The sequence below is a fragment of the Bradyrhizobium sp. SK17 genome (genome assembly GCF_002831585.1).
GTDB lineage: Bacteria > Pseudomonadota > Alphaproteobacteria > Rhizobiales > Xanthobacteraceae > Bradyrhizobium.
Map to the genome: position 1 here is coordinate 1,939,601 of NZ_CP025113.1, position 20,624 is coordinate 1,960,224.

Genomic DNA, 20,624 nt, shown 5'->3' on the forward strand with positions numbered 1-20,624 from the left:
GCAAAGTCAATCCGGCGGGCGTCCGGCGGCGGTGAGGCGGTCACGGTTTTTATCGAGTGTCGCTTGTCTGCCACGGCGATCGCTGTAAGAGCATGGATTGGATGAGCGTGCAGGATTTTGCCTTGGCGGCCGAGGTCGCGGCGCGGCGCCGGTGGGGTGCCACCACGGCGCTGCTCGCGCTCGTCGTGCTGCTGCTGGTGGTTTCGCTCGGCGTCGGTCCGGTGCGGTTGTCGCCGCTCGCGGTGATCGAGGCGCTGTTCGGCGGCGGCAGCGACGTCGCGCAGGTGATCGTGCGCGAGATCCGCTTGCCGCGTACCATCCTGGCGTTCGCGATCGGCGGCATTCTCGGGCTGTCCGGCGCGGCATTGCAAGGCTTGCTGCGCAATCCGCTGGCGTCGCCATCGCTGTTCGGCGCGCCGCAATCGGCGGCATTCGGCGCGGTGCTGGTGATCGCGCTCGGCCTCGCCGATGTGCGCTCCTACGCGCTGCCGGTGGTGGCGATCATCGCCGCCTTCGGCTCGGTGTTCGCGTTGCTCGCGATCGCCGGCCGCAATGCCGGGCTGTTGATCCTGATCCTCGCAGGGCTCGCGATATCGAGCTTCGCCGGCGCCGCCACGGCGCTGGTGATGAATCTCTCGAGCAATCCTTTCGTGGTGCTGGAGATCGCGTTCTGGCTGCTTGGTTCGCTCGAGGACCGCAGCTTCCAGCACGTCGCGCTGGCGCTGCCCTTCATCGTCGCGGGCGCCGCCATCCTGCTCAGCCAGGCCAGTGCGTTCCGCGCGCTGACGCTCGGCGAGGAGGCCGCGCAAAGTCTCGGCGTCGATGTCGGAAGGTTGCGGCTCCTCGTCATCACCGGCGTTGCGCTCGGCGTCGGCGGCGCGGTCGCCGTCACAGGCACCATCGGCTTTATCGGGCTCGTCGCGCCGCATCTGATGCGACCGGTGATCGGCCACGATCCGGCGCGGCTGTTGGTGCCGAGCGCGCTCACCGGCTCGGCGCTGTTGCTCGCCGCCGATATCGCGGTGCGTATCATCCCCTCCACCTCGGACATCAAGGTCGGCGTGCTGACCTCGATCATCGGCGTGCCGTTCTTCCTCTATCTGATCATGCGCGAACGCCGCGCGCTCGGCGGGGGCATGGCATGACGCTGCTCACTGCCAGCGGTCTCCATGCGTCACTCGGCCATCGCGAGGTGCTGCGCGATATCTCGCTGTCGCTGGCCGCGGGCCATCTGGTCGCGCTGGTCGGTCCGAACGGCGCCGGCAAGACCACGCTGCTGCGCGCGCTCGCCGGGCTGATTCCTTCCGATGGCGAGATCCGGATCGGCGGCGATGCCTTGGCGTCGCTGTCGTTGCGCGAACGCGCGAAGCGTTTCGCCTATCTGCCGCAGGGCCACCTGGTGCACTGGCCATTGCCGGCGCGGGATATCGTCGCGCTCGGCCGCTATCCGCATGGCGCGACCGATCCGGCGCGGCTGTCGCCGCAGGACATGGACGCGGTGTTGCGGGCGATGCAGGCGGTCGACGTCATGGAGTTCGGCGATCGCCGCGTCACCGAGCTCTCCGGCGGCGAACGCAGCCGGGTCGCGCTGGCCCGGGTGCTTGCGGTGGAGGCGCCGGTCATCCTCGCCGACGAGCCGACTGCCTCGCTCGATCCGCGCCACCAGATCGACGTGATGCATAAGCTGCGCAGCGTCGCCGACACTGGTGTGCTGGTGATCGTGGTGACCCACGACCTCGGCCTGGCCGCGCGGTTTGCCGATCAGGTGCTGGTGCTGTCGGAGGGACGGCTCGCGGCGCAAGGCGCGCCTGATGCGGCATTGTCGGAGCGCGTTCTGGCCAGCGTGTTCCGGGTCAGCGCCTTTCGCGCGGAATTTCAGCGCGAAGCGGTGATCGTGCCGTGGGCGGATGTCTGATGAGGATGCGGTGGCTCGCAGTCACGGCGGCGGCATGGCTCATCTCGGCCAGCGCCGTGTCCGCAGCGGGGCCGCGCGTCGTCTCGATGAATGTCTGTAGCGACCAGCTGGTGCTGTCGCTGGCCGATCCCGACCAAATCCTCGGGCTTAGCCGCTTCGCCCGCGATGCCTGGCAATCCTGGGCCGCCGACAAGGCGCGCAACTATCCGCTGCTGTCCGGCGGGGCCGAGGATGTTTTGCTGCTCAGGCCCGATCTCGTCGTGGTCAGCCTGTTCGACAAGCGCGCGACACGCGACCTCTTGAAGGCGAACGGGCTGCATCTCGTCGAGTTCACCGTGCCGCGCACGCTGGACGAGGTGAAGGACCAGATCCGGGCGATGGGCGACGTGCTGCAACATCCGGATCGCGCGCAGGCCGAGGTCGCGCGGCTCGACGCAGCCATCGCGCGAGTGCGGGCGGTGGCGAGCGTGCATCATTACCGCGTGCTGCCGCTGGAGCGGCGCGGCTTCGTCTCGGGCGACAGCAGCCTGATCAGTTCGCTGCTGACGGCAACCGGCCTCACCAATGTCGCCGGCGAGCTCGGCCTCGGCGCCGGAGGATTCGCGTCGCTGGAGGCGATCGTCAAACTACGGCCGGATTTCATCCTGGTGTCGGAGGCCGGCGATCGCGCCGAGGACGAGGGCCGCGCCTTCCTGTTGCACCCGGCGCTGGAGCGCTTCTATCCGAGGGAGAAGCGCATCGTGTTGCCCGAGCGGCTCACGGTGTGCGGCGGCGTGATGCTGGCGGATGCGCTGGACCGGCTGACGGCGGAATTGCAGCGCGTGACGCGGTAGGCCAATCAAGTCAGCCGTCCAAGTCCCGTCATCCTGAGGTGCGAGCCTTGCGGCGCAATTGCGCCGCTGGGCGAGCCTCGAAGGATGCACGGCCCGGATATTTCCAAGCGCTCGCGGAAGGAGCTGGGCCGTCGCCCTTCGAGACGCGCTGCGCGCTCCTCACGGTGACGTTGAGAGATGTTGTGCGACGGCCAACGGTTAGCCGATCATCCCATCAGCACCGGCCCGCCGGCCTTCTTCCAGGCATCGATGCCGCCTTCGATATGGGCGGTGTTGGTCAGTCCGGCTTTCTTGGCAGCGGCTACCGCCATCGCGGAGCGCTCGCCGAAGGCGCAGAAGAACACGACGCGGCGGCCGGTCGCGGCGGCGACTTCGCGCAGCATGCCGCCGGGCTGTAGGGTGGCGCAGATTCCAGGATAGGGCGCGTGCAGGGCGCCGGCGAGCATACCGTGCTTGGCGCGCTCGCCGCTCTCGCGCAGGTCGACCAGCAGCACATCGGGCCGGCCGAGGCTCGCGATGGCGTCGCGCGCGTTGAGCGCGAGCCCCTCCCTGGCGAGCTCGTCCTGATGCAGGCCGACATGCATGTTGGCGGGCACCACGACGTCCATCAGCTTCGGGTTCGGCAGGTTGAGGTTGTTCATCAGCTCGACATAGTCGTCGATCGATTTGACTTGCAGCCGCGGATTGTAGCGCTTCTCCTCGCCGATGGTGGAGACGGTGTCGCCCTTGTAGTCATGTGCGGGGAACACCATCGTCTCTTCCGGCAGCCTCAAGAGGCGGTTGAAGATCGAATCATACTGCGCCCGCGCGCTGCCGTTCTGGAAGTCGGTGCGGCCGGTGCCGCGGATCAGCAGCGTGTCGCCGGTGAAGACGCGGTCGCCCATCAGGTAGCTGTAGGAATCGTCGGTGTGGCCGGGCGTGTACATGGCCTCGAGACAAAGCCCCTCGATCGTCACTTTGTCGCCGTCGGAGACCCGCATCGAGACCACGTCGGCCTTGCTCTGCTCGCCCATGATGGTGATGCACTGGGTGCGGTCGCGCAGCTCGCCGAGGCCGGTGACGTGATCGGCGTGCAGATGGGTGTCGACGGCCTTGACCAGCCGGAGGTCGAGTTCCTGCAACAGCTTGCAGTAGCGATCGGCCTTCTCCAGCACCGGATCGAGGATCAGCGCCTCGCCGCCGGCGCGGCTCGCGAGCAGATAGCTGTAGGTGCCGGACACGCTGTCGAACAGCTGGCGAAAGATCATGACGGCTTACCTGTTCTCCGGGTCGAGTCATGGAGAGGATATTATTCCATAGATAGGGTGCATTCAAAGCAAATCCATCCCCGTGCGACTCCCTATCCGTCACCCCCAATCTGTCCCCGTCACCCTGAGGAGCCGCGAAGCGGCGTCTCGAAGGGTCGATGGCCCGGCTCTTTCCGGCGACAGGCTTGCAGTGCGCTGAAGCATCGGGGCCGTTCATCCTTCAAGACGCGCTACGCGCTCCTCAGGATGACGGGTTATGGTCTTGGGCGCTCAGGGCCGGACGTAGCTCCAGCCCTGCTCCTGCAACTCCATCAGGTGCACCACGCCCGACGGTACGATGGTGGCGTCGGGGACGACGGAGATCGCGTGGCCCTCGGCCTTCTCCATGCCCTGCTTGGTGTTGCCGCAGGCGGAGAACTGGATCTTGCCGGGGAAGACGAGATCCTTCAGCCGCCTGATGCGGTCCTGCACCGGCGAGGTATCGCTGCGCAGCATGTGCAGGCCGGGGCCGTAGGTGACGATGTCGACTTCCACGTCCTCATTCTTCGCGCGGTAATATTCGATCACGTTGGTGGCGTTGTTGAGCGCGAGGTTCATGATCTGCGGATCGTTCTGGTCGACCTGGATCGCGATGCGGTGCGGCTTGTCGGCGGCGAGCGCGCCGGTTGCGAAGGCGAGCGAGAGCAGGGCGGCGGTGACGAGACGGCGAAGCATGGCGAACTCCTAGGGGCGGACCAGCGTGTAGCCGTTTTCGGTGAGCAGCAAAATCTGCGCGACGCCGACCTGGACGGGCGTGGCGGCGGCGATGTAGTCCGGCCGCTTGCCGGTGTCGCGCTCAATGGTGTCGACGGTGTTGAGGCAGATGTCGACGCGGGCGCCCTGCGCAACCAGGCTCTCGACCAGCTTGCGATTTGGATTGTCGGGCTTGAGCAGCTCGATGCCCGGGCCGAAGGCCACGATCTCGACCGCGACCTTGTCCGGGTCGTAATGCTTCATCAGATTGTTGGCGACGCTGATGACGAGGCCCTGCTTCTTCGGATCGTTGTCGGAGAGTTGCAGCACGACCTTGTGCTCGGCGAACGGCTTGTCCTGCAATGGCGCCAGCTGGGCGCGGGCCAGCGGTGCCGTGAGCGCGAACGCCGCCAGGCCGAATGCCGCGATCAGCGCCCGCCGCGTCATCCGAGCCTCGTGATGCCGGGATTGTCGTCGACGCCCTTCAGCGTCACGCCTGGCTCATCGCGGTTCGGCGGCCGGCCGGAGCGCAGATGCTTGGCCACGACGTCCCAGACCGGCGCGCCGCTCTGCTGGTTGACCGAGGCCCAGCCCGCGACCTTGTAGTGCTTGCCGGCTTCGAGATGCCTGCCGTTGCGAAGCTTGAGCTCGGAGATGCGCTTTCCGACGCTCTCGCCCGGCGTGCAGGTGTAGGCGAGGCCGCCGACGCGTACCATGTCGCCGCCCTGCTGATAATAAGGGTCGACGTTGAACAGATTATCGCAGACGTCTTCGAGCACGTCCTTGATCTGGCCGCCGGTCATGGTGGCGACGTAGGTCTCCGGATAGGTGATCGCGGTTTCCGCCAGCACGTCTTCCATGGTCAGCGGCTGGCCGGCGAGCGTGGTGAGACCCCAGCGGAAGCCGGGCGACAGCGCGATCTCGGCGTTGAGCTCGTTCATCAGCGCGTCGCAGATCAGCTGGTCGACGGTGCCGGAGAAATTGCCGCGGCGATAGAGCAGGCGGTCGGCGGTGCCGAGCTTGTCGCTCCATTCGTCGACATGCGGGTCGCGCATCTTGTCGATCAGCGCCTGCATCGTCGGATCGGGCTTCAGGAGCTCGGCAAACACCGGCAGCAGCCGGTAGCGCAGATTGGCGACCTTGCCCTTGGCGAGGTCGAGATCGAGCACGCCGATGAACTTGCCGTTGGAGCCGGCATTGGTGACCAGCGTGACGCCGCCGGCATTGGTCACCGTGATCGGCAGCGGGATCGCGTCATGGGTGTGGCCGCCGAGGATCACGTCGATGCCGGTGACGCGACTGGCCAGCTTGAGGTCGACATCCATGCCGTTATGCGACAGCAGGATCACCGCCTCGACCTTGTCGTTGTTGCGATGGCCGTCGACGAGCTTTTGCAGCTCCTCGTCGCGGATGCCGAAGGTCCAGTCCGGCGTGAAGCGCTTGGGGTGGGCGATCGGCACATAGGGGAAGGCCTGGCCGATGATCGCGATGCGATGGCCGCCGATCTCCTTGACGACGGATGGCTTGAACACGCGCCCGGAGGCCGGATCGAACGCCTTGGCGTCGTTGAATGCGGCTTCCTCGGTCAGGAATACGTTCTGCGCCAGGAACTCGCCCTTGAAGCGGGCGAGATTGTCGCGCAGCACCTGCTCGCCATAGGTGAATTCCCAATGCCCGGTCATCGCCTCGATGCCGAGCAGGTTGGCGGCCTCCACCATGTCGGCGCCGTTCATCGCGTTGGCGAGCCCGGTGCCCTGCCAGAGATCGCCGCCGTCGAGCAGGATCGAGCGCTTGTCGCCGACATCGGCGCGCAGCTTGTCGACCAGCGTCTTCAGATGCGCAAAGCCGCCGAGCCGGCCGAACCGGCCGGCGGCCTTCTCGAACTCGACGCAGGTAAAGGCGTAAGCGTCGGCGCTGTCGGGTCGGATGCCGAAGCGGTCGAGGAACGCCTTGCCGACCAGGTGCGGCGGCTGGCCGGCCATCGCACCGACGCCGAGATTGACGCTGGGCTCGCGGAAGAACACCGGCTTCAGCTGCGCATGGGTGTCGGTCGTGTGCAGGATGCGCGCGTTACCGAAGCGTTCGAGGTCGTAGACGCTCGCGGTATCGGCGCTGCGCGCAAGACGGGGCAGGCCGGCCGTCAGCGTTGCGGCGGCGGTCGCTCTCAGGAAATCCCGGCGGCGGATGATCATTACTTTCTCCGCGCGGCCCGTGGCCTGCGCGCCTTTAGCGAATTTCCATGTCCTTCCAGCGTTCCTTTTCGCTGGTGGCCTGGAAGATCGATGCCTTTGCCAGCGCCTCGGCCTCCTTGGCCTGGGCGACTGCGGTGTCGAAATCACCAGCCTCACCGGCCTTTTTTGCGGCGGCGAGCGTCGAAGCTGTGGTGGTCCACTGGTTGCGCAGCGAGCCGGCTTCCTTGTTGGCAGCCTCGGCCGCCGCATAAGCCGCCTTGTAGTCGGCCTCGGAAGCGGCACGCGCGCCGGGCGCCGTTGCGAGCAGCAGGACGGATGTCGCGAAGATTACCGTTGTCCTGATCGTCGCGCTCATGGCCTGGCTCCCGGACCCGAGATCGGCAGGCCATTGCTGACATAGGACAGGTAGTATTCGAGGTTGCGGTACTCGTCGTCCTGCGGATTGAGCGGCACGCCGCGGATCTGGCTGTTGCAGGTGGTGAAGCGGCGGCTGGTGGTGCCCATGCCCGACCATTCCGAGCGGTAGATCGGCATCGCGTTCAGGATGCCGAGCGCCGGCGCCAGCACCTCAGCGCGGATCCGCTCGCCCGGGCTCTGGATGTGGCAGGTGGCGCAGGAGAAGTTGAGCTGGCCGCGGCGGGTGTAGAAATACTCCTTGCCCTTCTGGTAGGCCTGAAGCGCCCGCGGATCGTTCGGGATCGTGATGTCCATCGGCTTGCCGCGGGAGGTGAAGGCCATGTAGGCGGTGAGTGCCGCCATGTCGTCCTTCACATAGGAGAACGGCGCCTCGCCATTGGCTTCGCGGCAGCGGTTGAGCGCGAGCTCGAGCGTGACGACCTTGCCTTCCTTCTCGTCGAAATAGGGATAGTTCTGGCGGATGCCGATGCCCTGGTTCGGGAAGCAGTCGGCATAGGTCTTGCCGTTCTTGAACGGCGTCGTGAACATCTCCTTGCCGGCTTCGAGCGAGAACTCGTAGGGCGGAAACTGCTCCTTCTCCTCCCACTGCTTGTGCAGGTCCTCGTCCATGGAATAGGGTCCGTTGACGAAATCCTCGAGCTTCAGCTTGGGGAATTTGGCGGTGAAGAATTTCTGGAATGCGGCCTTGTCGGCGGCGGGATCGACGCTGTCGACAGCGCGCGCCGGCGCGAGCGCAAGCACGCCGAGCGCAAGCGCGGCAACGGTCGCGCGGACTGCCAGCCGCCGCGTCATTGAATCTTCGCCGTGGTGCTGTCGGTGGCGCCCTTGTTGTCGACCCAGCTGACCTTCAGCTCGCCGTCCTTCTTGCCGCCCTTGAAGGCGAACTTGACATAGGGATCCTTGGAGACGCCGCCGCCCCAGTCCGCGACGAACACCGGCTTGCCGTCATATTCGAAGGTCAGCACCTGGATGAAATGCGGCGGGATGATCTCGCCCTTGGCGTCCTTGACGAAGCCGGAATCCATCGGATGCTGGATCAGCGCCTGCACCTCGGTGGTGTCGCCGTTCGAGGTAGCGCGGACGCGAATGCTCGATGCCATCTGATTTGTTCCCTGTTGAGCCTAGCCGCCGCAGCCGCCGACGGTGACCTTGATTTCCTTGGTCGCGCTATAGAGCTTGCCATCGGCCTCGACCAGCACCACCACATTGCTGGTCTTGGCCATCTTGATGCGGTTGCCGACGCTCGGCAGCGTGCCGTCCGGAATCTTGTAGGACGCGACCAGCGAGATCGGGTTCTCGCTCACCAAAAACGAGATCGAGGTGACGCCCGGCAGTGTCGTGGTGGCCGAGATCGGCACCACAGCGCCGTTCTCGGCGATCTCGGGCGCATCCATCTTGACCTTGTCCGACGGCTCGGCGGTCTTGCCGTAGAGCGCCTTGATGGCGTCGGCCACGGTCTTCTGCTTGAACGCGTCTTCCGGATATTTGTCGTTGGCGGCCGCGAGCGCCTGCGGCACGTCGAACGGGATCACCCCGAGGCCGATCAGTGCGGCGACGCCCGCGCCCTTCAGCAGCAGGCGGCGCACTTCGGAATATTCGTTGGTCGCGATGTTCATCGAAAATCTCCTCAAGCGGTCGCGGCGTCACAGGGTCTGCAGGAAGTCCACCACGGCGTCGATTTCCTTCTCGCTCAGAATCCGGTTGCGGCCGAACGGCGGCATCACGGTCTGCGGGTTGCGTTTGGTCTCATCGGTGACGATCGCGATCAGCTCGTCGCGGCTGTATTTCGCCTTGAGTCCGGTCAGCTCGGGGCCGATCGTGCCGGGCAGCTCGCCGCCCTTGATGACATGGCAGGTCAGGCAATTGCCCTTGCCGCGGTCGAAAGCGAGCTTTTGGCCCTCAGTGGCGGACTGGGCCTGCGCGGGCATAGCCACGGCGATGCCGGCCAGCAGCGCCAGAACGAAGGCTGGCTTGGTGAAAGTGGCGATCAAGGACGTTTCCCGGGCTTCAATCTCGATGATCCCATCGCAATATAAAGAGTGGAAAGCACAAAGGCCATCGGCTGGCAACTTGGAGAATAGGCGCGTTGCGACGGGGTTAATGTCGTTACGGAAAGGTCAGCGCAGATGAAACCAGGCCCGTCATCCTGAGCAGGCCGCAACGCGGCCGTCTCGAAGGGTGGACGGCCCGACCGGTGGCTGTGCATTCTTCGAGGCTCGCCGGCGGCGCAATTGCGCCGCAAGGCTCGCACCTCGGAATGACGGGGAAGCAACAGCGGTGTCGTTTCGGTTCCGATTTTGCCGATTGCGGTTGCGCGGTCTACATTCGGCTAACACAGGAGACGTGCGGTGGCGGAGTTCGTGGTGGAGTTCGGCAAGGACGGTCGGCCGGTTGAGGCGGACGGTCGGCTCGACGCGGCGGCCTTCCACCGCAACCATCAGCCGATCTGGGCGGTCCTGAAGGATTTCCTCGCCGGCCGATCCGGCGACGTGCTGGAAGCCGGCAGCGGCACCGGCCAGCATGTCGTCCATTTCGCCAGCCAGACGCCCGACATCATCTGGTGGCCGAGCGACCTCCATGCCGCGCATCTGCGCAGCATCGCGGCCTGGCGCGCCCATGCCGGGCTTGCCAACATCCGGCCGGCGCAGCCGATCGATCTGTCCGATCCGGCCTGGTCGCCGGCGCCGTCGGACGGCAAAGGTCCGGACAGGCTGCTCGCGATCTTCTGCGCCAATGTGATCCACATCGCGCCGTGGCGCGTCGCCGAGGGCCTGTTCGCCGGCGCCGCGCGGCATCTGCGCGCCGACGGCCGGCTGTTCCTCTACGGCCCGTTCAAGCGCGGCGGCAAGCACACTGCGCTCAGCAATGCCGTGTTCGACACCTCGTTGCGCGAACGCGACGCCGAGTGGGGCGTGCGCGACATCGCCGATGTCGAAGCGCTCGCGGAGAGCGTCGGGCTGAAGCTCGGCGGCACTTTCGAGATGCCGGCCAACAACATGATCCTGATGTTCGTGCGGAAGGATGCGGGTCAATCGTAGGATGGGTAGAGCGCAGCGAAACCCATCGCGCTTGTCCGAGGCGACGGTTGATGGGTTTCGCTGCGCTCTACCCATCCTACAGATCGGGCAATGGCCAGCTCAGTCGTAAGCCAGACACCATCCGTCCCCGCGCAGCCAGCAACGCGCGTCGGGAATCCCGGCATCGCGGTAGAGCCGCGTCACCTTCTGCCAGCCGCCGCGGGCGAAGGCTTTGGCCAGCGCCTGCTCTGATGGCTCGTCGCGGCCGCCGTCACAGGGAATGATCGCGACCGGTGAAATCCAGTCGGCTTGATACGCGCCATCGGCGCGTCGGACCCGGAACACCGCGCCGGAGCGCGCCACATGCTCCGGCGTGCCGCCCTTGAAGCCCGCATCCGATGTCAGCGGCAGGATCAGGCGGCCACCCTCGGCGAGGCCGTCGAGCCAGCGCGCCGCGGGCCGGGTGCAGCCGGCGTTGACGTAGATCACGCCGGCCGGCCTGAACTCCACCTGCGTGCCGTCACCCGTGATGATCTCGACATTTGAATAAGGGGCGAGATTGGCGCGGGCACGTGCCGCAAGCTCCGGGTCGTATTCAATGCCGGTGACCCGGCCGGTCGGTCCGACCAGATGCGCGAGCAGGGCCGTGTAGTAACCCGTGCCGGTTCCAACATGCACCACGTGTTCGCCAGCGGCGGGCGCGGCCCGGTGCATGAGGTGGGCGTGCAGCGAGGGCTGGCCATTGTTGAGGCGTCGTTCGGGCAGCAGCGCGACGAGGTCGTTGGTGTAGAGGTAGACAGGATCGGCATCGGGCGTCGGCATGTAATCCTGTCGAAACCCCCGCAGCATCATCCATGGTCCCGAGCCGACGAAATCCTCTCGGGGAATCGCGGCGAAGGCCGCGGCGACGCGCGGATCGACGACGTTGGCGGCGGCCAGGATCTGCCTGGCGTAGGCTCCGCGGACGATGCGGAGTTCGGCTTGCGGGTCCATCGCGGTGCTCCCTTTGCCTTTCGTGTGTCATTTGACACATCAATGTGTGTGAAATAGCATACTTCAACGACGGAGGCCAGAATGAAGAGACGGCTTTATCCGGCCGTGCTGGAGCGCGGACCACGCGGCGCGTTCGGGGCATGGTTTCCGGATTTTCCCGGCTGCGTGGCCGGCGGCAAATCGCAGGAGGAGGCGATCGAGCGCGCCGAGCGTGCGCTGGCGCAGGCGGTGGACGGCTGGCTCGAGCAGGGCCACGCGCTGCCGGAGCCGACGCCGATCGAGCGGATCGTGCCGCCCAAGGGCTCCGACGTCGCGGCGTTCTTCATGGTCGGCGTCGATCCGCCCGATCCGTCCGAGCGCGTCAATGTCTACCTGCCGAAGAGCCTGATCACGCGCATCGACAAGCGCGCCGCGGAGCTCGGCATGAGCCGTTCGAGCTTCTTCGGCTTTGCGAGCTCGCTCGCGCTGGAATGGCCGGGCGGATTTCCGCGCGGCGCCCCGATCGCGCCGCGCTCCAAGGTGCACAAGACCGGCGCGCTGCGCGCCGAGAAGCGGCCGGGAAAGAAGCCGGCGCGGTAGGGCGATTGCAGCCGCCGTCATTCCGGGGCGCGCCTCTTGGCGCGAGCCCGGAATGACGAAGTTGGGTACCAGCCGCACTTTGCTTTCGCCGCCCCTCGTGCGCCTCCCGCATGGCGTACGTCCGTTTGCGCCGGTTGATCGGCCTGCACCCGCTCTCCATAGTGCCGGCGATTGCAGGCCGCCGGGGCCTCGACGCGGGACTATCGATGATCGACGTGACAGCTGCGGACGAAACCAGTGACGACGCGCGGGCGCGCGCCAATGTGTGGCGGCTGGCGGCGGCGCAGGCGCTGACCGGGGCCAATTCGGCCGTGATCTTCGCCACCGGCTCGATCGTCGGCGCGTCGCTGGCGCCGAGCGTCTCGCTCGCCACCGTGCCGCTCTCGATGTATGTGCTCGGCCTTGCCGCCGGCACGCTGCCGACCGGCGCGATCTCGCGCGCCTATGGCCGCCGCACAGCCTTCATCATCGGCACCTTCTGCGGCACGCTCACCGGCGCGCTCGGCGCCTGGGCGATCCTGCATTCGTCGTTCTGGCTGTTCTGCGGCGCGACCTTCCTCGGCGGACTCTATGGCGCCGTCGCGCAATCCTATCGCTTCGCGGCGGCCGACGGCGCCAGCGCTGCGTTCCGGCCCAAGGCGGTGTCCTGGGTGATGGCCGGCGGCGTATTCGCCGGCGTGCTGGGGCCGCAGCTCGTGCAATGGACCATGGACATCTGGCCGCCTTACCTGTTCGCGTTCTCCTTCGTGATGCAGGCGCTGGTCGCGCTGGTGGCGATGGCGGTGCTGTCGGGCGTCGACGCACCGAAGCCCGCGGCCGCGGATCTGCATGGCGGCCGCCCGCTGTTCGAAATCGCCAGGCAGCCGCGCTTCATCGCCGCCGCGCTGTGCGGCGTGATCGCCTATCCGATGATGAACCTGGTGATGACCTCGGCGCCGCTCGCGATGAAGATGTGTGGGCTCACGGTCAGCGATTCCAATTTCGGCATCCAGTGGCACATCGTGGCGATGTATGGCCCGAGCTTCTTCACCGGCTCGCTGATCGCGCGGTTCGGCGCACCGCGCATCGTCGCGCTCGGGCTGGCGCTGGAGGCGGTGGCCGCGATGATCGGGCTGTCGGGCATCACGGCGCCGCACTTCTGGGCGACGCTGTTCGTGCTCGGCGTCGGCTGGAATTTCGCCTTCGTCGGCGCCTCCGCGCTGGTGCTGGAAACGCACCGGCCGCAGGAGCGCAACAAGGTGCAGGCGTTCAACGATTTCCTCGTCTTCGGCATGATGGCGATCGGCTCGTTCTCGTCAGGCCAGCTGCTCGCGCATTACGGCTGGAACGCGGTCAACTGGGTGGTGTTCCCGCCGGTGCTGCTCGGCCTTGCCGTGCTGTCACTGGCGTCATTTGCCAAGCGGCGGGCGAAATTGCGCGCGGTGGAAGAGATTCCGGACCCGAGCATGTAGGCATGTTCCGGAAAAATGTGCCGCGGCTTCCCGCAAGAACATGCCCAACGATCTCCTGCTGCCAACTGCTGACACTTCGACCCGCTTCGAAGTGACGTGCTTGCACAGCTCCCTACATCGTGAGAACGGATTAATCCGGTCATGACGATGTCGGAAGCAAGAGCAAGAAATGGACGCATCCTCACCCACGCGAACTGACGAATCCTCGCTCGGCTACGAAGGCTGGCGCATCGTCGCCGTCTGCTTCCTGCTGGCGACCTTCGGCTGGGGCCTCGGCTTCTACGGCCAGAGCGTCTATGTCGCCGAGCTGCACAAGCAGCACGGCTGGCCGGCCTCGCTGGTCTCGTCGGGCACTACCTTCTTCTATCTGTTCGGTGCAGCGCTGGTCGCCTTCGTCAGCGAGGCGATCAAGGCGTTCGGCGCGCGCAGTTGCCTGATCGCCGGCACCTTGGCGATGGCGGTCGCGTCGGTTGCGATCGGCCAGGTGCGCGAGCCGTGGCAGCTCTATCTCGCCGACGCGCTGCTGGCGGTCGGCTGGGCCGGCACCAGCCTCGGCATCATCACCAACACGCTCGGCCTGTGGTTCGACAAGAAGCGCGGCATGGCGATCAGCCTGGCGCTGAACGGCGCGAGCTTCGGCGGCATCGTCGGCGTGCCGCTGCTGGTGACCGGGATCGGCGCATTCGGCTTCTCCGGAGCGATGATCGCCGCCGCCGGGCTGCTGGTCGTGATCATGGTGCCGGTGATCCTGATCTTCGTCGGGCGGCCACCGGCGCATCTGCACGCGGTGACGTCAGCGGCTGCTGATGCGCCGTCAGCGACCCAGATCCGGGCGAGGGCGCTGCGCGACATCCGCTTCCTCTCGGTCTCGATCGCGTTCGCGCTGGTGCTGTTCGCCCAGGTCGGCTTCATCGTGCATCTGATCGCCTATCTCGACCAGGTGATCGGTCGCGAGCGCGCCACGGTGGCGATGGCGCTCTTGACCGCGATGGCCGTGGTCGGCCGCGTCTCGTTCTCTTTCGTGATCGACCGGCTCAACCAGCGGCTGGCATCGGCGCTGTCCTTTGTCAGCCAGGCGGTCGCGCTCGTCATCATCATCAACGTGCACAACGACGTGGCGCAGATCGCCGCCTGCGCGCTGTTCGGCTTCTCGGTCGGCAATCTGATCACGCTGCCGGCGTTGATCGTGCAGCGCGAGTTCGATCCACGCGCTTTCGGCGTGCTGGTCAGCCTGATCACCGCGATCAACCAGATCACCTACGCGTTCGGCCCCGGCGTGATCGGGCTGCTGCATGATCTCTCGGGCAGCTACACGCTGCCGTTCTATGGCTGCATCGGCCTCGAACTGATCGCGGCCGTGACGATCATGACCCGCGGACCGGCCGCGCCATCCTGAAAACGACCTTGTAGCCCGGATGAGCGAAGCGATATCCGGGACCGCGCCGCGGAATTACGATTGTCGGGTCACGGAATTATCCCGCGCGCTGCTTCAGCAACTCCTCGAGGTCGAGCCGCCGCGTGAACATTGAAAGCTTGCCGTCTGCGCTGCGCGGCCAATCGGCTTCGGGGCGGTCCCAATAGAGCTCGACGCCGTTCTCGTCGGGATCGCGCAGGTACAGCGCCTGGCTGACGCCATGGTCGCTGGCGCCATCGAGCTGGATGCCGGCCGAGATCACCCGGTGCAGCGCGTCGGCGAGCGCGGGGCGGGTCGGGTAGAGGATGGCGGTGTGGAACAGGCCGGTGGTGCCTGATGGCGGCGGGTGGCCGCCCTTGCTCTCCCAGGTATTGAGGCCGATGTGGTGGTGATAGCCGCCGGCCGAGATGAAGGCCGCGCCGGAGCTCATGCGCTGCTGCAACTCGAAGCCGAGCACGCCGCAATAGAAGCCGAGCGCACGGTCCAGGTCGGCCACCTTGAGATGGACATGCCCGATCCGCGTGCCCGCGATGATGGGAGGATTTTGCGACATAGACTGCTCCGCTGGCGTCAGCGCCCTGCTGCTCAGGGCAAGGCTTCGCCGCCTGATATAGTCCGGATTTGCCTGGACCGGAGCAATCCATCCGGAAACGCAGCGTTTCCGAACGGCGCCACGGTCCGCCTGACCTAGCAGAGCTCCGACAACTCGCCGCCGGGCAGCTGGAACTCGAACGTGTTCAGCGTCATCGACACCATCGTGTAGTAGCCGCACAGGCCGATCACCTCGACGAGGCCACGCTGGCTCAGCACCTCGATCGCCTCGTCATACAGTGCCTTCGGCAGGCCGTGACCTTCGTGCAGCGCCTTGGCGACGTCGTAGATCACCCTGGCCTTGGGATCGTCGAAGGTCGGCGTCCGGCGCACGCGGATGTCCTCGATGATCTTCGGATCGAGGCCGCCCTTCAGCGCGAGCCGCTTGTGGGCGTACCATTCGTAATGCGCGGTCCAGTGCCGGGCGGTGACGAGGATCGCGATCTCCGACAGCTTTGCGGGAAAGATCGTGTCGAAGCGCAAGACCTCGCCGAGCCGCGTGGCATGCCGCGCCATCTCCGGGCTGTTCAGCCAGGCCAGCATCGGCGCCGGTGGCGCGCCGCGCTTGCCGGCGATCGACTCGTCGTAGGTTTCTTTCTGGGCGGCGTTCATTTCGCTAGGCGAAAGCAGCTTCAGCCGCATGTCCGTTTTCTCTTGTTTTTCAAGCGTTACCCCATCTCGGCGATACACCCGAACCTGCAAGGTGAGTAGCGACGCCAGAGCATGGCGCGGCCGCGAGGCATATTGAATTCGGCGGCTGCGTAGGTCTAAGGTCGAATCCAATTCGTCGATTTTGAGTGGAAACGCACCCATGGCTGACCTTGAGACATTCCGCGCCGAGACCCGCGCCTGGCTGGAGCAGAACTGCCCGCCGGAGATGCGCAAGCCGATGGCCTCGGATGGCGACACCTTCTGGGGTGGCCGCAACACGAAATTCTCCTCCGAAGCGCAGCGCGTCTGGTTCGAGCGGATGCGCGACAAGGGCTGGACCGTTCCGCATTGGCCGAAGGAATATGGCGGCGGAGGCCTCGACGGCGAGGAAGCCAAGATCGTGCGCCAGGAGATGGCGGCGATCGGCGCGCGCCAGCCGCTGACCTCGTTCGGCATCTCGATGCTCGGGCCGGCGCTGCTGCAATACGGCACCGAGGAGCAGAAGAAGGAGCATCTGCCGAAGATCGCCGCGGGCCTGATCCGCTGGTGCCAGGGTTATTCCGAGCCGAACGCCGGCTCCGACCTCGCTTCGCTGCAAACCCGCGCGATCGGCGACGGCGACGACTACATCATCAACGGCCAGAAGATCTGGACCTCCTACGCCAACTATGCCGACTGGATCTTCTGCCTGGTGCGCACCGATCCGGCCGCCAAGAAGCATGACGGCATCAGCTTCATCCTGTTCGACATGACCTCGAAGGGCGTGTCGACCAAGCCGATCCTGCTGATCTCCGGCTATTCGCCATTCTGCGAAACCTTCTTCGACAATGTCCGGGTGCCGAAGTCGCATGTCGTCGGCACCGTCAATCGCGGCTGGGATGTCGCGAAGTATCTGTTGCAGCATGAGCGCGCGATGATCTCGGGCATGGGCGAGCGCGGCGTCGGCCGTCCGCTCGGCCAGATCGCCGCCGACTCGGTCGGCGCGGATGCGCAAGGCAAGCTCGACGATGCCCAACTGCGCAGCCAGATCGCGAATTTCGAGGTCGATGAGGCGGCGCTTGCCGCGGCGGCCGAGCGCGCGGTCGATCTCGCCAAGGCCGGGCAGTCGCATCCGGCGTTCTCGTCGGCGATGAAATATTACGGCACCGAGCTCAACAAGCGCCGCTACGAGATCCTGATGTCCGCGGGCGGCAGCGACGCGCTGGAATGGGAGAGCGACCGTTCCCGCGGCGGCGCCCGTCCGCGCGCCTGGCTGCGCACCAAGGCCAACTCGATCGAGGGCGGCACCTCTGAGGTGATGCTCGGCATCGTCGCCAAGCGCATCCTCGATCTGCCCGGCGCGTGACGCACAATCTCACCACACGTCATTCCGGGATGGCCCGCAGGGCCAGGCCCGGAATCCATAACCACGATCGTGCGTATGGATTCCGGGCTCGCGACGATGTCGCGCCCCGGAATGACGAGATTAACATCTGAAGAGCGGAATCCATCCATGGCCCTCGTCCTCACCGAAGAACAATCCATGCTGCGCGACAGTGCGCGCGGTCTCATCAGCGACAAGGCGCCGGTGGCGCATCTGCGCGGCCTGCGCGATGCCAAGGACACCACCGGCTTCTCGCGCGAGCTCTGGAAGACGTTTGCCGAGATGGGCTTCTCCGGCCTCTTGGTGCCGGACCAGTTCGGTGGCAGCGGGCTGGGCTGCGTCGAGGCCGGCATCGTCATGGAGGAGATCGGTCGCACCTTGATGCCGTCGCCGTTCCTTTCGACCTCGGTGCTTGCGGCCTCAGCGCTGGTGCGCGGCGGCAGCGACGCGCAGAAGGCGCAGCATCTGCCCAAGATCGCCGACGGCTCGCTGCTGGCGGCACTCGCGATCGATGAAGGCGCCAAGCATCGCCCGCTGCAAACCAAATTGCAGGCCACGCGCTCCGGCAACGGCTTCAAGCTGTCGGGCGACAAGGCCTTCGTGGTCGACGGTCACACCGCCGACCTGCTGATCGTCGCCGCGCGCAGCGCGGGCAGCACCGGCGACAGGAACGGGCTGACGCTGTTCCTGGTCGATCCCAAGGCGAAGGGGCTCGCGATCGAGCGCACCGCGATGGTCGATTCGCACAATGCCGCGCGCATCGTGTTCGACAATGTCGAGGTCAACGCCGACAGCGTGCTCGGCGAGGTCGATCAGGGCTTTGGGCTGCTCGAGAGCGTGCTCAATATCGGCCGCGGCGCGGTCGCCTCAGAAATGGTCGGTCTCTCCGACGAGGTGTTCGGCCGCACCGTGACCTACCTGAAGGAGCGCAAGCAGTTCGGCAAGGCGATCGGCGAATTCCAGGCGTTGCAGCACCGCGCCGCCCAGATCTACATCGATATCGAGATCACCCGCGCCGCGGTCCTGAAGGCGCTACAGGCGCTCGATACCAACATCGACAAGGCCGCGACCGCGGTCGCGGTGGCAAAGGCGCGCGCCGGCACCACGGCGACGCTGGCCGTGCAGGAAGGCGTGCAGATGCACGGCGGCATGGGCATGACCGACCAGTTCGACATCGGCTTCTTCATGAAGCGCGCCCGCGTCTGCCAGGAGCTGTTCGGCGACAGCAATTTCCATACGGATCAGTTGGCGCAGGGTAAGGGATACTAAGCCGACGCGTCAGCGCAACGCCGTCGCCACACAACACACTATCATCGCCCGGTTCAACCGGGCGATCCAGTATTCCAGAGAGGTCAGTGCTTGAGCCGAGAAGCCTCGGCGTACTGGATCACCCGCTTTTTCGCGGGTGATGACAGCAGAGGGGGCGGTAGCAGCGGTGGTCTGGGCTGTGTTGCCGATCACCGGATCGGCGGCGCGTATTGCACGCCGCCGGCGTTCCAGAGCTGGTTCATGCCGCGCGGGATCTTCAGCTTGGAATCGGCGCCGACGTTGCGGTCGTAGACCTCGCCGTAATTGCCGACATGGCGGATGATGCGCACCGCCCAGTCCTTGGTCAGGCCGAGATCCTCGCCATAGGCGCCCTCGGTGCCGACCAGCCGCATCACTTCCGGCTTCTTCGACTTCAGCGCCTCGTCGATGTTCTTCGAGGTGATGCCGAGCTCCTCGGCGTTGATCATGGCGTACAGCGTCCACTTCACGATCATCATCCAGTCGTCGTCGCGCTGCCGCACCACCGGCGCCAGCGGCTCCTTGGAGATGATGTCGGCCAGGATCATGTGATCGCCCGGCTTGGAGAGGTTGAGCCGCAGCGCATAGAGCTGCGAGGCGTCCGAGGTCAGCGTGTCGCACTGGCCTGAATCATAGGCCTTCACGACGTCGTCCAGCTTGTCGAACTTCATCTCCGTGTACTTCATGTTGTTGGCACGGAAATAGTCGGCGAGGTTGAGCTGGGTCGTGGTGTTGCCCTGCACGCAGACCTTGCTGCCGTTGAGGTCGAGCGCGGAATCGATGTTGCGCGCGCGCGGGATCATGAAGCCCTGGCCGTCATAATAGGCGACCGCCGGGAAATAGAGATCGTAATTGACCTCGCGCGACATGCTCCAGGTCGAGTTGCGCGACAGGATGTCGACCTTTCGGTTCTGCAATTCCTTGAAGCGTTCGCTGGCGTCGAGCGGCACGAACTTCGCCTTGGTCGGATCGTCGAAGATCGCCGACGCCACCGCGCGGCAGAAGTCGACGTCGAAGCCGGTCCAGTTGCCCTTGTCGTCCGGGATCGAGAAGCCGGGCAGGCCCTTGTTGACGCCGCACAGCACCTCGCCGCGGCGGATGGTGCGCTTCAGGGTGCGGGTGTCGTAACGCTCATAGGTGATGGCGGCGGCCGCGACCAGCACGGCGACCGCGAGCCCGATCGTCAGGCCGCCTCGAAATGTACGCATGGGTTCTCTCTCGCGAAGGATCGGGGAAAAATCAGGTCGAATATCGCAGGCGGGGTAGCAAAGATCAGAGTTCGGGCTTCTGGCGGATGATCACCTTGGTGCCGACGGGAACGCGGTTGTAGAGATCGGTGACGTCGGCGTTGACCAGACGGAAGCAGCCGGAGGAGATCGCGGTGCCGATGGTGTCGGGCTGGTTGGTGCCGTGGATGCGGTAGACCGTGGTGCCGAGATACATCGCGCGTGCGCCGAGCGGATTGCCCGGCCCGCCCGCCATGAAGCGCGGCAGATAGGGCTGGCGCGCGATCATCTCCGGCGGCGGGGTCCAATCCGGCCATTCGGCCTTGCGGGTGATGTTGACCAGGCCCTGCCACTGGAAGCCGTCGCGGCCGACGCCGATGCCGTAGCGCAGCGCACGGCCGTTGCCCTGCACGAGATAGAGATGACGCTCGGCGGTGGAGATGATGATGGTGCCCGGCGCTTCGTTGGTCCGGTAGTACACGACCTGCTTCTGCCATTCCGGATCGAGCTGATAGCTGTCGTCCGCGATCAGGCCGGGCTCGTCGACGTCCGGCCGGCTCTGGGCGAAGCCTTGCGATGTCGACAGCACGAGCGTGCCCGCCGCGATCATCATCCAGACCAGGTGACGAAGTTTGGTCATGCAAAGCTCTCCTTGTGGCGCTGCCACCCAAATCGCGGCAACATCAAATCTCAGCGGCAGCTTGATGGCAAGTTTA

At 65.9% G+C, this 20,624-nt stretch carries 23 protein-coding genes; 9 read left to right on the plus strand and 14 right to left on the minus strand.

What is annotated here, in order from left to right; translation table 11 throughout:
• Window positions 1-101: 101 nt before the first annotated feature.
• Genes CWS35_RS09050 through CWS35_RS09060 form a run of 3 tightly spaced genes read left to right on the plus strand, consistent with a single transcriptional unit; the run spans window position 102 to window position 2,748 of the window.
• Window positions 102-1,145: an iron ABC transporter permease gene (locus CWS35_RS09050; protein ID WP_100956174.1), complete on the plus strand. Its 1,044-nt coding sequence runs from the start codon at window positions 102-104 to the stop codon at window positions 1,143-1,145.
• Window positions 1,142-1,915, plus strand: a complete 774-nt coding sequence (locus tag CWS35_RS09055) for an ABC transporter ATP-binding protein (protein WP_100951690.1) — start codon at window positions 1,142-1,144, stop codon at window positions 1,913-1,915. Before CWS35_RS09050 ends, CWS35_RS09055 begins: the two co-directional genes overlap by 4 nt.
• On the plus strand, window positions 1,915-2,748 hold the full coding sequence (locus CWS35_RS09060) for an ABC transporter substrate-binding protein (protein WP_100951691.1): 834 nt from the start codon (window positions 1,915-1,917) through the stop codon (window positions 2,746-2,748). Before CWS35_RS09055 ends, CWS35_RS09060 begins: the two co-directional genes overlap by 1 nt.
• A 206-nt stretch (window positions 2,749-2,954) precedes the next feature.
• Here CWS35_RS09060 and CWS35_RS09065 read toward each other — a convergent pair whose 3' ends face one another.
• From CWS35_RS09065 to soxX, 9 genes are all read right to left on the minus strand, one after another.
• Window positions 2,955-3,995, minus strand: a complete 1,041-nt coding sequence (locus CWS35_RS09065; RefSeq protein WP_100951692.1) for an MBL fold metallo-hydrolase — start codon at window positions 3,993-3,995, stop codon at window positions 2,955-2,957.
• A gap of 270 nt (window positions 3,996-4,265) precedes the next feature.
• A complete protein-coding gene (locus tag CWS35_RS09070; protein ID WP_100951693.1) occupies window positions 4,266-4,709 on the minus strand; it encodes a DsrE family protein in 444 nt (147 codons plus the stop codon).
• 9 nt (window positions 4,710-4,718) lie between these two features.
• Window positions 4,719-5,174 carry a hypothetical protein gene (locus CWS35_RS09075; RefSeq protein WP_100951694.1) on the minus strand — a complete coding sequence of 152 codons (456 nt, stop codon included), beginning with the start codon at window positions 5,172-5,174 and terminating at the stop codon, window positions 4,719-4,721.
• The gene (gene soxB / locus CWS35_RS09080) at window positions 5,171-6,919 is read right to left on the minus strand and encodes a thiosulfohydrolase SoxB (protein WP_100951695.1); all 1,749 of its coding nucleotides are present in this window, start codon (window positions 6,917-6,919) and stop codon (window positions 5,171-5,173) included. The genes CWS35_RS09075 and soxB overlap by 4 nt, the downstream gene beginning before the upstream one ends.
• Before the next feature lie 34 nt (window positions 6,920-6,953).
• A complete protein-coding gene (locus tag CWS35_RS09085; protein ID WP_100951696.1) occupies window positions 6,954-7,274 on the minus strand; it encodes a hypothetical protein in 321 nt (106 codons plus the stop codon).
• The gene (gene soxA / locus CWS35_RS09090) at window positions 7,271-8,128 is read right to left on the minus strand and encodes a sulfur oxidation c-type cytochrome SoxA (RefSeq protein WP_100951697.1); all 858 of its coding nucleotides are present in this window, start codon (window positions 8,126-8,128) and stop codon (window positions 7,271-7,273) included. Before soxA ends, CWS35_RS09085 begins: the two co-directional genes overlap by 4 nt.
• The gene (gene soxZ / locus CWS35_RS09095; RefSeq protein WP_024578768.1) at window positions 8,125-8,436 is read right to left on the minus strand and encodes a thiosulfate oxidation carrier complex protein SoxZ; all 312 of its coding nucleotides are present in this window, start codon (window positions 8,434-8,436) and stop codon (window positions 8,125-8,127) included. The genes soxA and soxZ overlap by 4 nt, the downstream gene beginning before the upstream one ends.
• A gap of 21 nt (window positions 8,437-8,457) precedes the next feature.
• Window positions 8,458-8,952: a thiosulfate oxidation carrier protein SoxY gene (soxY, locus tag CWS35_RS09100; RefSeq protein WP_024578769.1), complete on the minus strand. Its 495-nt coding sequence runs from the start codon at window positions 8,950-8,952 to the stop codon at window positions 8,458-8,460.
• 27 nt (window positions 8,953-8,979) lie between these two features.
• Window positions 8,980-9,264: a sulfur oxidation c-type cytochrome SoxX gene (soxX, locus tag CWS35_RS09105; RefSeq protein WP_245439031.1), complete on the minus strand. Its 285-nt coding sequence runs from the start codon at window positions 9,262-9,264 to the stop codon at window positions 8,980-8,982.
• A gap of 420 nt (window positions 9,265-9,684) precedes the next feature.
• On the opposite strand from soxX, the gene CWS35_RS09110 reads away from it, so the two are divergent.
• Window positions 9,685-10,374 carry a DUF938 domain-containing protein gene (locus CWS35_RS09110; protein WP_100951699.1) on the plus strand — a complete coding sequence of 230 codons (690 nt, stop codon included), beginning with the start codon at window positions 9,685-9,687 and terminating at the stop codon, window positions 10,372-10,374.
• A gap of 99 nt (window positions 10,375-10,473) precedes the next feature.
• Here CWS35_RS09110 and CWS35_RS09115 read toward each other — a convergent pair whose 3' ends face one another.
• On the minus strand, window positions 10,474-11,346 hold the full coding sequence (locus CWS35_RS09115) for a protein-L-isoaspartate O-methyltransferase (protein ID WP_100951700.1): 873 nt from the start codon (window positions 11,344-11,346) through the stop codon (window positions 10,474-10,476).
• Window positions 11,347-11,427: 81 nt separating this feature from the next.
• Between CWS35_RS09115 and CWS35_RS09120 the strand changes: the two genes are divergently transcribed.
• The 3 genes from CWS35_RS09120 (at window position 11,428) to CWS35_RS09130 (ending at window position 14,772) form a co-directional block, all read left to right on the plus strand.
• Window positions 11,428-11,925, plus strand: a complete 498-nt coding sequence (locus tag CWS35_RS09120; RefSeq protein ID WP_100951701.1) for a type II toxin-antitoxin system HicB family antitoxin — start codon at window positions 11,428-11,430, stop codon at window positions 11,923-11,925.
• 206 nt (window positions 11,926-12,131) lie between these two features.
• Window positions 12,132-13,376, plus strand: coding sequence for an MFS transporter (locus tag CWS35_RS09125; RefSeq protein WP_024578774.1), 1,245 nt, complete (start codon window positions 12,132-12,134; stop codon window positions 13,374-13,376).
• A gap of 169 nt (window positions 13,377-13,545) precedes the next feature.
• A complete protein-coding gene (locus CWS35_RS09130) occupies window positions 13,546-14,772 on the plus strand; it encodes an MFS transporter (protein WP_100951702.1) in 1,227 nt (408 codons plus the stop codon).
• Between the two features lie 76 nt (window positions 14,773-14,848).
• Here the strand turns inward: CWS35_RS09130 and CWS35_RS09135 are convergent, their stop codons facing one another.
• A complete protein-coding gene (locus CWS35_RS09135; protein ID WP_100951703.1) occupies window positions 14,849-15,343 on the minus strand; it encodes a VOC family protein in 495 nt (164 codons plus the stop codon).
• 134 nt (window positions 15,344-15,477) lie between these two features.
• Window positions 15,478-16,023, minus strand: coding sequence for a carboxymuconolactone decarboxylase family protein (locus CWS35_RS09140; RefSeq protein WP_024578777.1), 546 nt, complete (start codon window positions 16,021-16,023; stop codon window positions 15,478-15,480).
• Window positions 16,024-16,192: 169 nt separating this feature from the next.
• On the opposite strand from CWS35_RS09140, the gene CWS35_RS09145 reads away from it, so the two are divergent.
• Both CWS35_RS09145 and CWS35_RS09150 read left to right on the plus strand, forming a co-directional pair.
• Window positions 16,193-17,377: an acyl-CoA dehydrogenase family protein gene (locus tag CWS35_RS09145; RefSeq protein ID WP_100951704.1), complete on the plus strand. Its 1,185-nt coding sequence runs from the start codon at window positions 16,193-16,195 to the stop codon at window positions 17,375-17,377.
• Window positions 17,378-17,524: 147 nt separating this feature from the next.
• Complete coding sequence (locus tag CWS35_RS09150) at window positions 17,525-18,664, plus strand: acyl-CoA dehydrogenase family protein (protein ID WP_100951705.1); 1,140 nt, start codon at window positions 17,525-17,527, stop codon at window positions 18,662-18,664.
• Window positions 18,665-18,852: 188 nt separating this feature from the next.
• Here CWS35_RS09150 and CWS35_RS09155 read toward each other — a convergent pair whose 3' ends face one another.
• Window positions 18,853-19,890, minus strand: a complete 1,038-nt coding sequence (locus tag CWS35_RS09155) for an amino acid ABC transporter substrate-binding protein (protein ID WP_100951706.1) — start codon at window positions 19,888-19,890, stop codon at window positions 18,853-18,855.
• A 64-nt stretch (window positions 19,891-19,954) separates the two neighbouring features.
• Entirely contained in the window at window positions 19,955-20,548 is a 594-nt protein-coding gene (locus CWS35_RS09160; RefSeq protein WP_024578781.1) for a L,D-transpeptidase, read from the minus strand.
• Between the last annotated feature and the right edge of the window lie 76 nt (window positions 20,549-20,624).

What these genes read in the sequence shown, in the direction of transcription:
- CWS35_RS09050 (WP_100956174.1), top strand. Translation starts at nt 102, where the DNA reads ATGAGCGTGCAGGATTTTGCCTTGGCGGCCGAGGTCGCGGCGCGGCGC.
- CWS35_RS09055 (WP_100951690.1), top strand. Translation starts at nt 1,142, where the DNA reads ATGACGCTGCTCACTGCCAGCGGTCTCCATGCGTCACTCGGCCATCGC.
- CWS35_RS09060 (WP_100951691.1), top strand. Translation starts at nt 1,915, where the DNA reads ATGAGGATGCGGTGGCTCGCAGTCACGGCGGCGGCATGGCTCATCTCG.
- CWS35_RS09065 (WP_100951692.1), bottom strand. Translation starts at nt 3,995, where the DNA reads ATGATCTTTCGCCAGCTGTTCGACAGCGTGTCCGGCACCTACAGCTAT.
- CWS35_RS09070 (WP_100951693.1), bottom strand. Translation starts at nt 4,709, where the DNA reads ATGCTTCGCCGTCTCGTCACCGCCGCCCTGCTCTCGCTCGCCTTCGCA.
- CWS35_RS09075 (WP_100951694.1), bottom strand. Translation starts at nt 5,174, where the DNA reads ATGACGCGGCGGGCGCTGATCGCGGCATTCGGCCTGGCGGCGTTCGCG.
- soxB (WP_100951695.1), bottom strand. Translation starts at nt 6,919, where the DNA reads ATGATCATCCGCCGCCGGGATTTCCTGAGAGCGACCGCCGCCGCAACG.
- CWS35_RS09085 (WP_100951696.1), bottom strand. Translation starts at nt 7,274, where the DNA reads ATGAGCGCGACGATCAGGACAACGGTAATCTTCGCGACATCCGTCCTG.
- soxA (WP_100951697.1), bottom strand. Translation starts at nt 8,128, where the DNA reads ATGACGCGGCGGCTGGCAGTCCGCGCGACCGTTGCCGCGCTTGCGCTC.
- soxZ (WP_024578768.1), bottom strand. Translation starts at nt 8,436, where the DNA reads ATGGCATCGAGCATTCGCGTCCGCGCTACCTCGAACGGCGACACCACC.
- soxY (WP_024578769.1), bottom strand. Translation starts at nt 8,952, where the DNA reads ATGAACATCGCGACCAACGAATATTCCGAAGTGCGCCGCCTGCTGCTG.
- soxX (WP_245439031.1), bottom strand. Translation starts at nt 9,264, where the DNA reads ATGCCCGCGCAGGCCCAGTCCGCCACTGAGGGCCAAAAGCTCGCTTTC.
- CWS35_RS09115 (WP_100951700.1), bottom strand. Translation starts at nt 11,346, where the DNA reads ATGGACCCGCAAGCCGAACTCCGCATCGTCCGCGGAGCCTACGCCAGG.
- CWS35_RS09120 (WP_100951701.1), top strand. Translation starts at nt 11,428, where the DNA reads ATGAAGAGACGGCTTTATCCGGCCGTGCTGGAGCGCGGACCACGCGGC.
- CWS35_RS09125 (WP_024578774.1), top strand. Translation starts at nt 12,132, where the DNA reads ATGATCGACGTGACAGCTGCGGACGAAACCAGTGACGACGCGCGGGCG.
- CWS35_RS09130 (WP_100951702.1), top strand. Translation starts at nt 13,546, where the DNA reads ATGGACGCATCCTCACCCACGCGAACTGACGAATCCTCGCTCGGCTAC.
- CWS35_RS09135 (WP_100951703.1), bottom strand. Translation starts at nt 15,343, where the DNA reads ATGTCGCAAAATCCTCCCATCATCGCGGGCACGCGGATCGGGCATGTC.
- CWS35_RS09140 (WP_024578777.1), bottom strand. Translation starts at nt 16,023, where the DNA reads ATGCGGCTGAAGCTGCTTTCGCCTAGCGAAATGAACGCCGCCCAGAAA.
- CWS35_RS09145 (WP_100951704.1), top strand. Translation starts at nt 16,193, where the DNA reads ATGGCTGACCTTGAGACATTCCGCGCCGAGACCCGCGCCTGGCTGGAG.
- CWS35_RS09150 (WP_100951705.1), top strand. Translation starts at nt 17,525, where the DNA reads ATGGCCCTCGTCCTCACCGAAGAACAATCCATGCTGCGCGACAGTGCG.
- CWS35_RS09155 (WP_100951706.1), bottom strand. Translation starts at nt 19,890, where the DNA reads ATGCGTACATTTCGAGGCGGCCTGACGATCGGGCTCGCGGTCGCCGTG.
- CWS35_RS09160 (WP_024578781.1), bottom strand. Translation starts at nt 20,548, where the DNA reads ATGACCAAACTTCGTCACCTGGTCTGGATGATGATCGCGGCGGGCACG.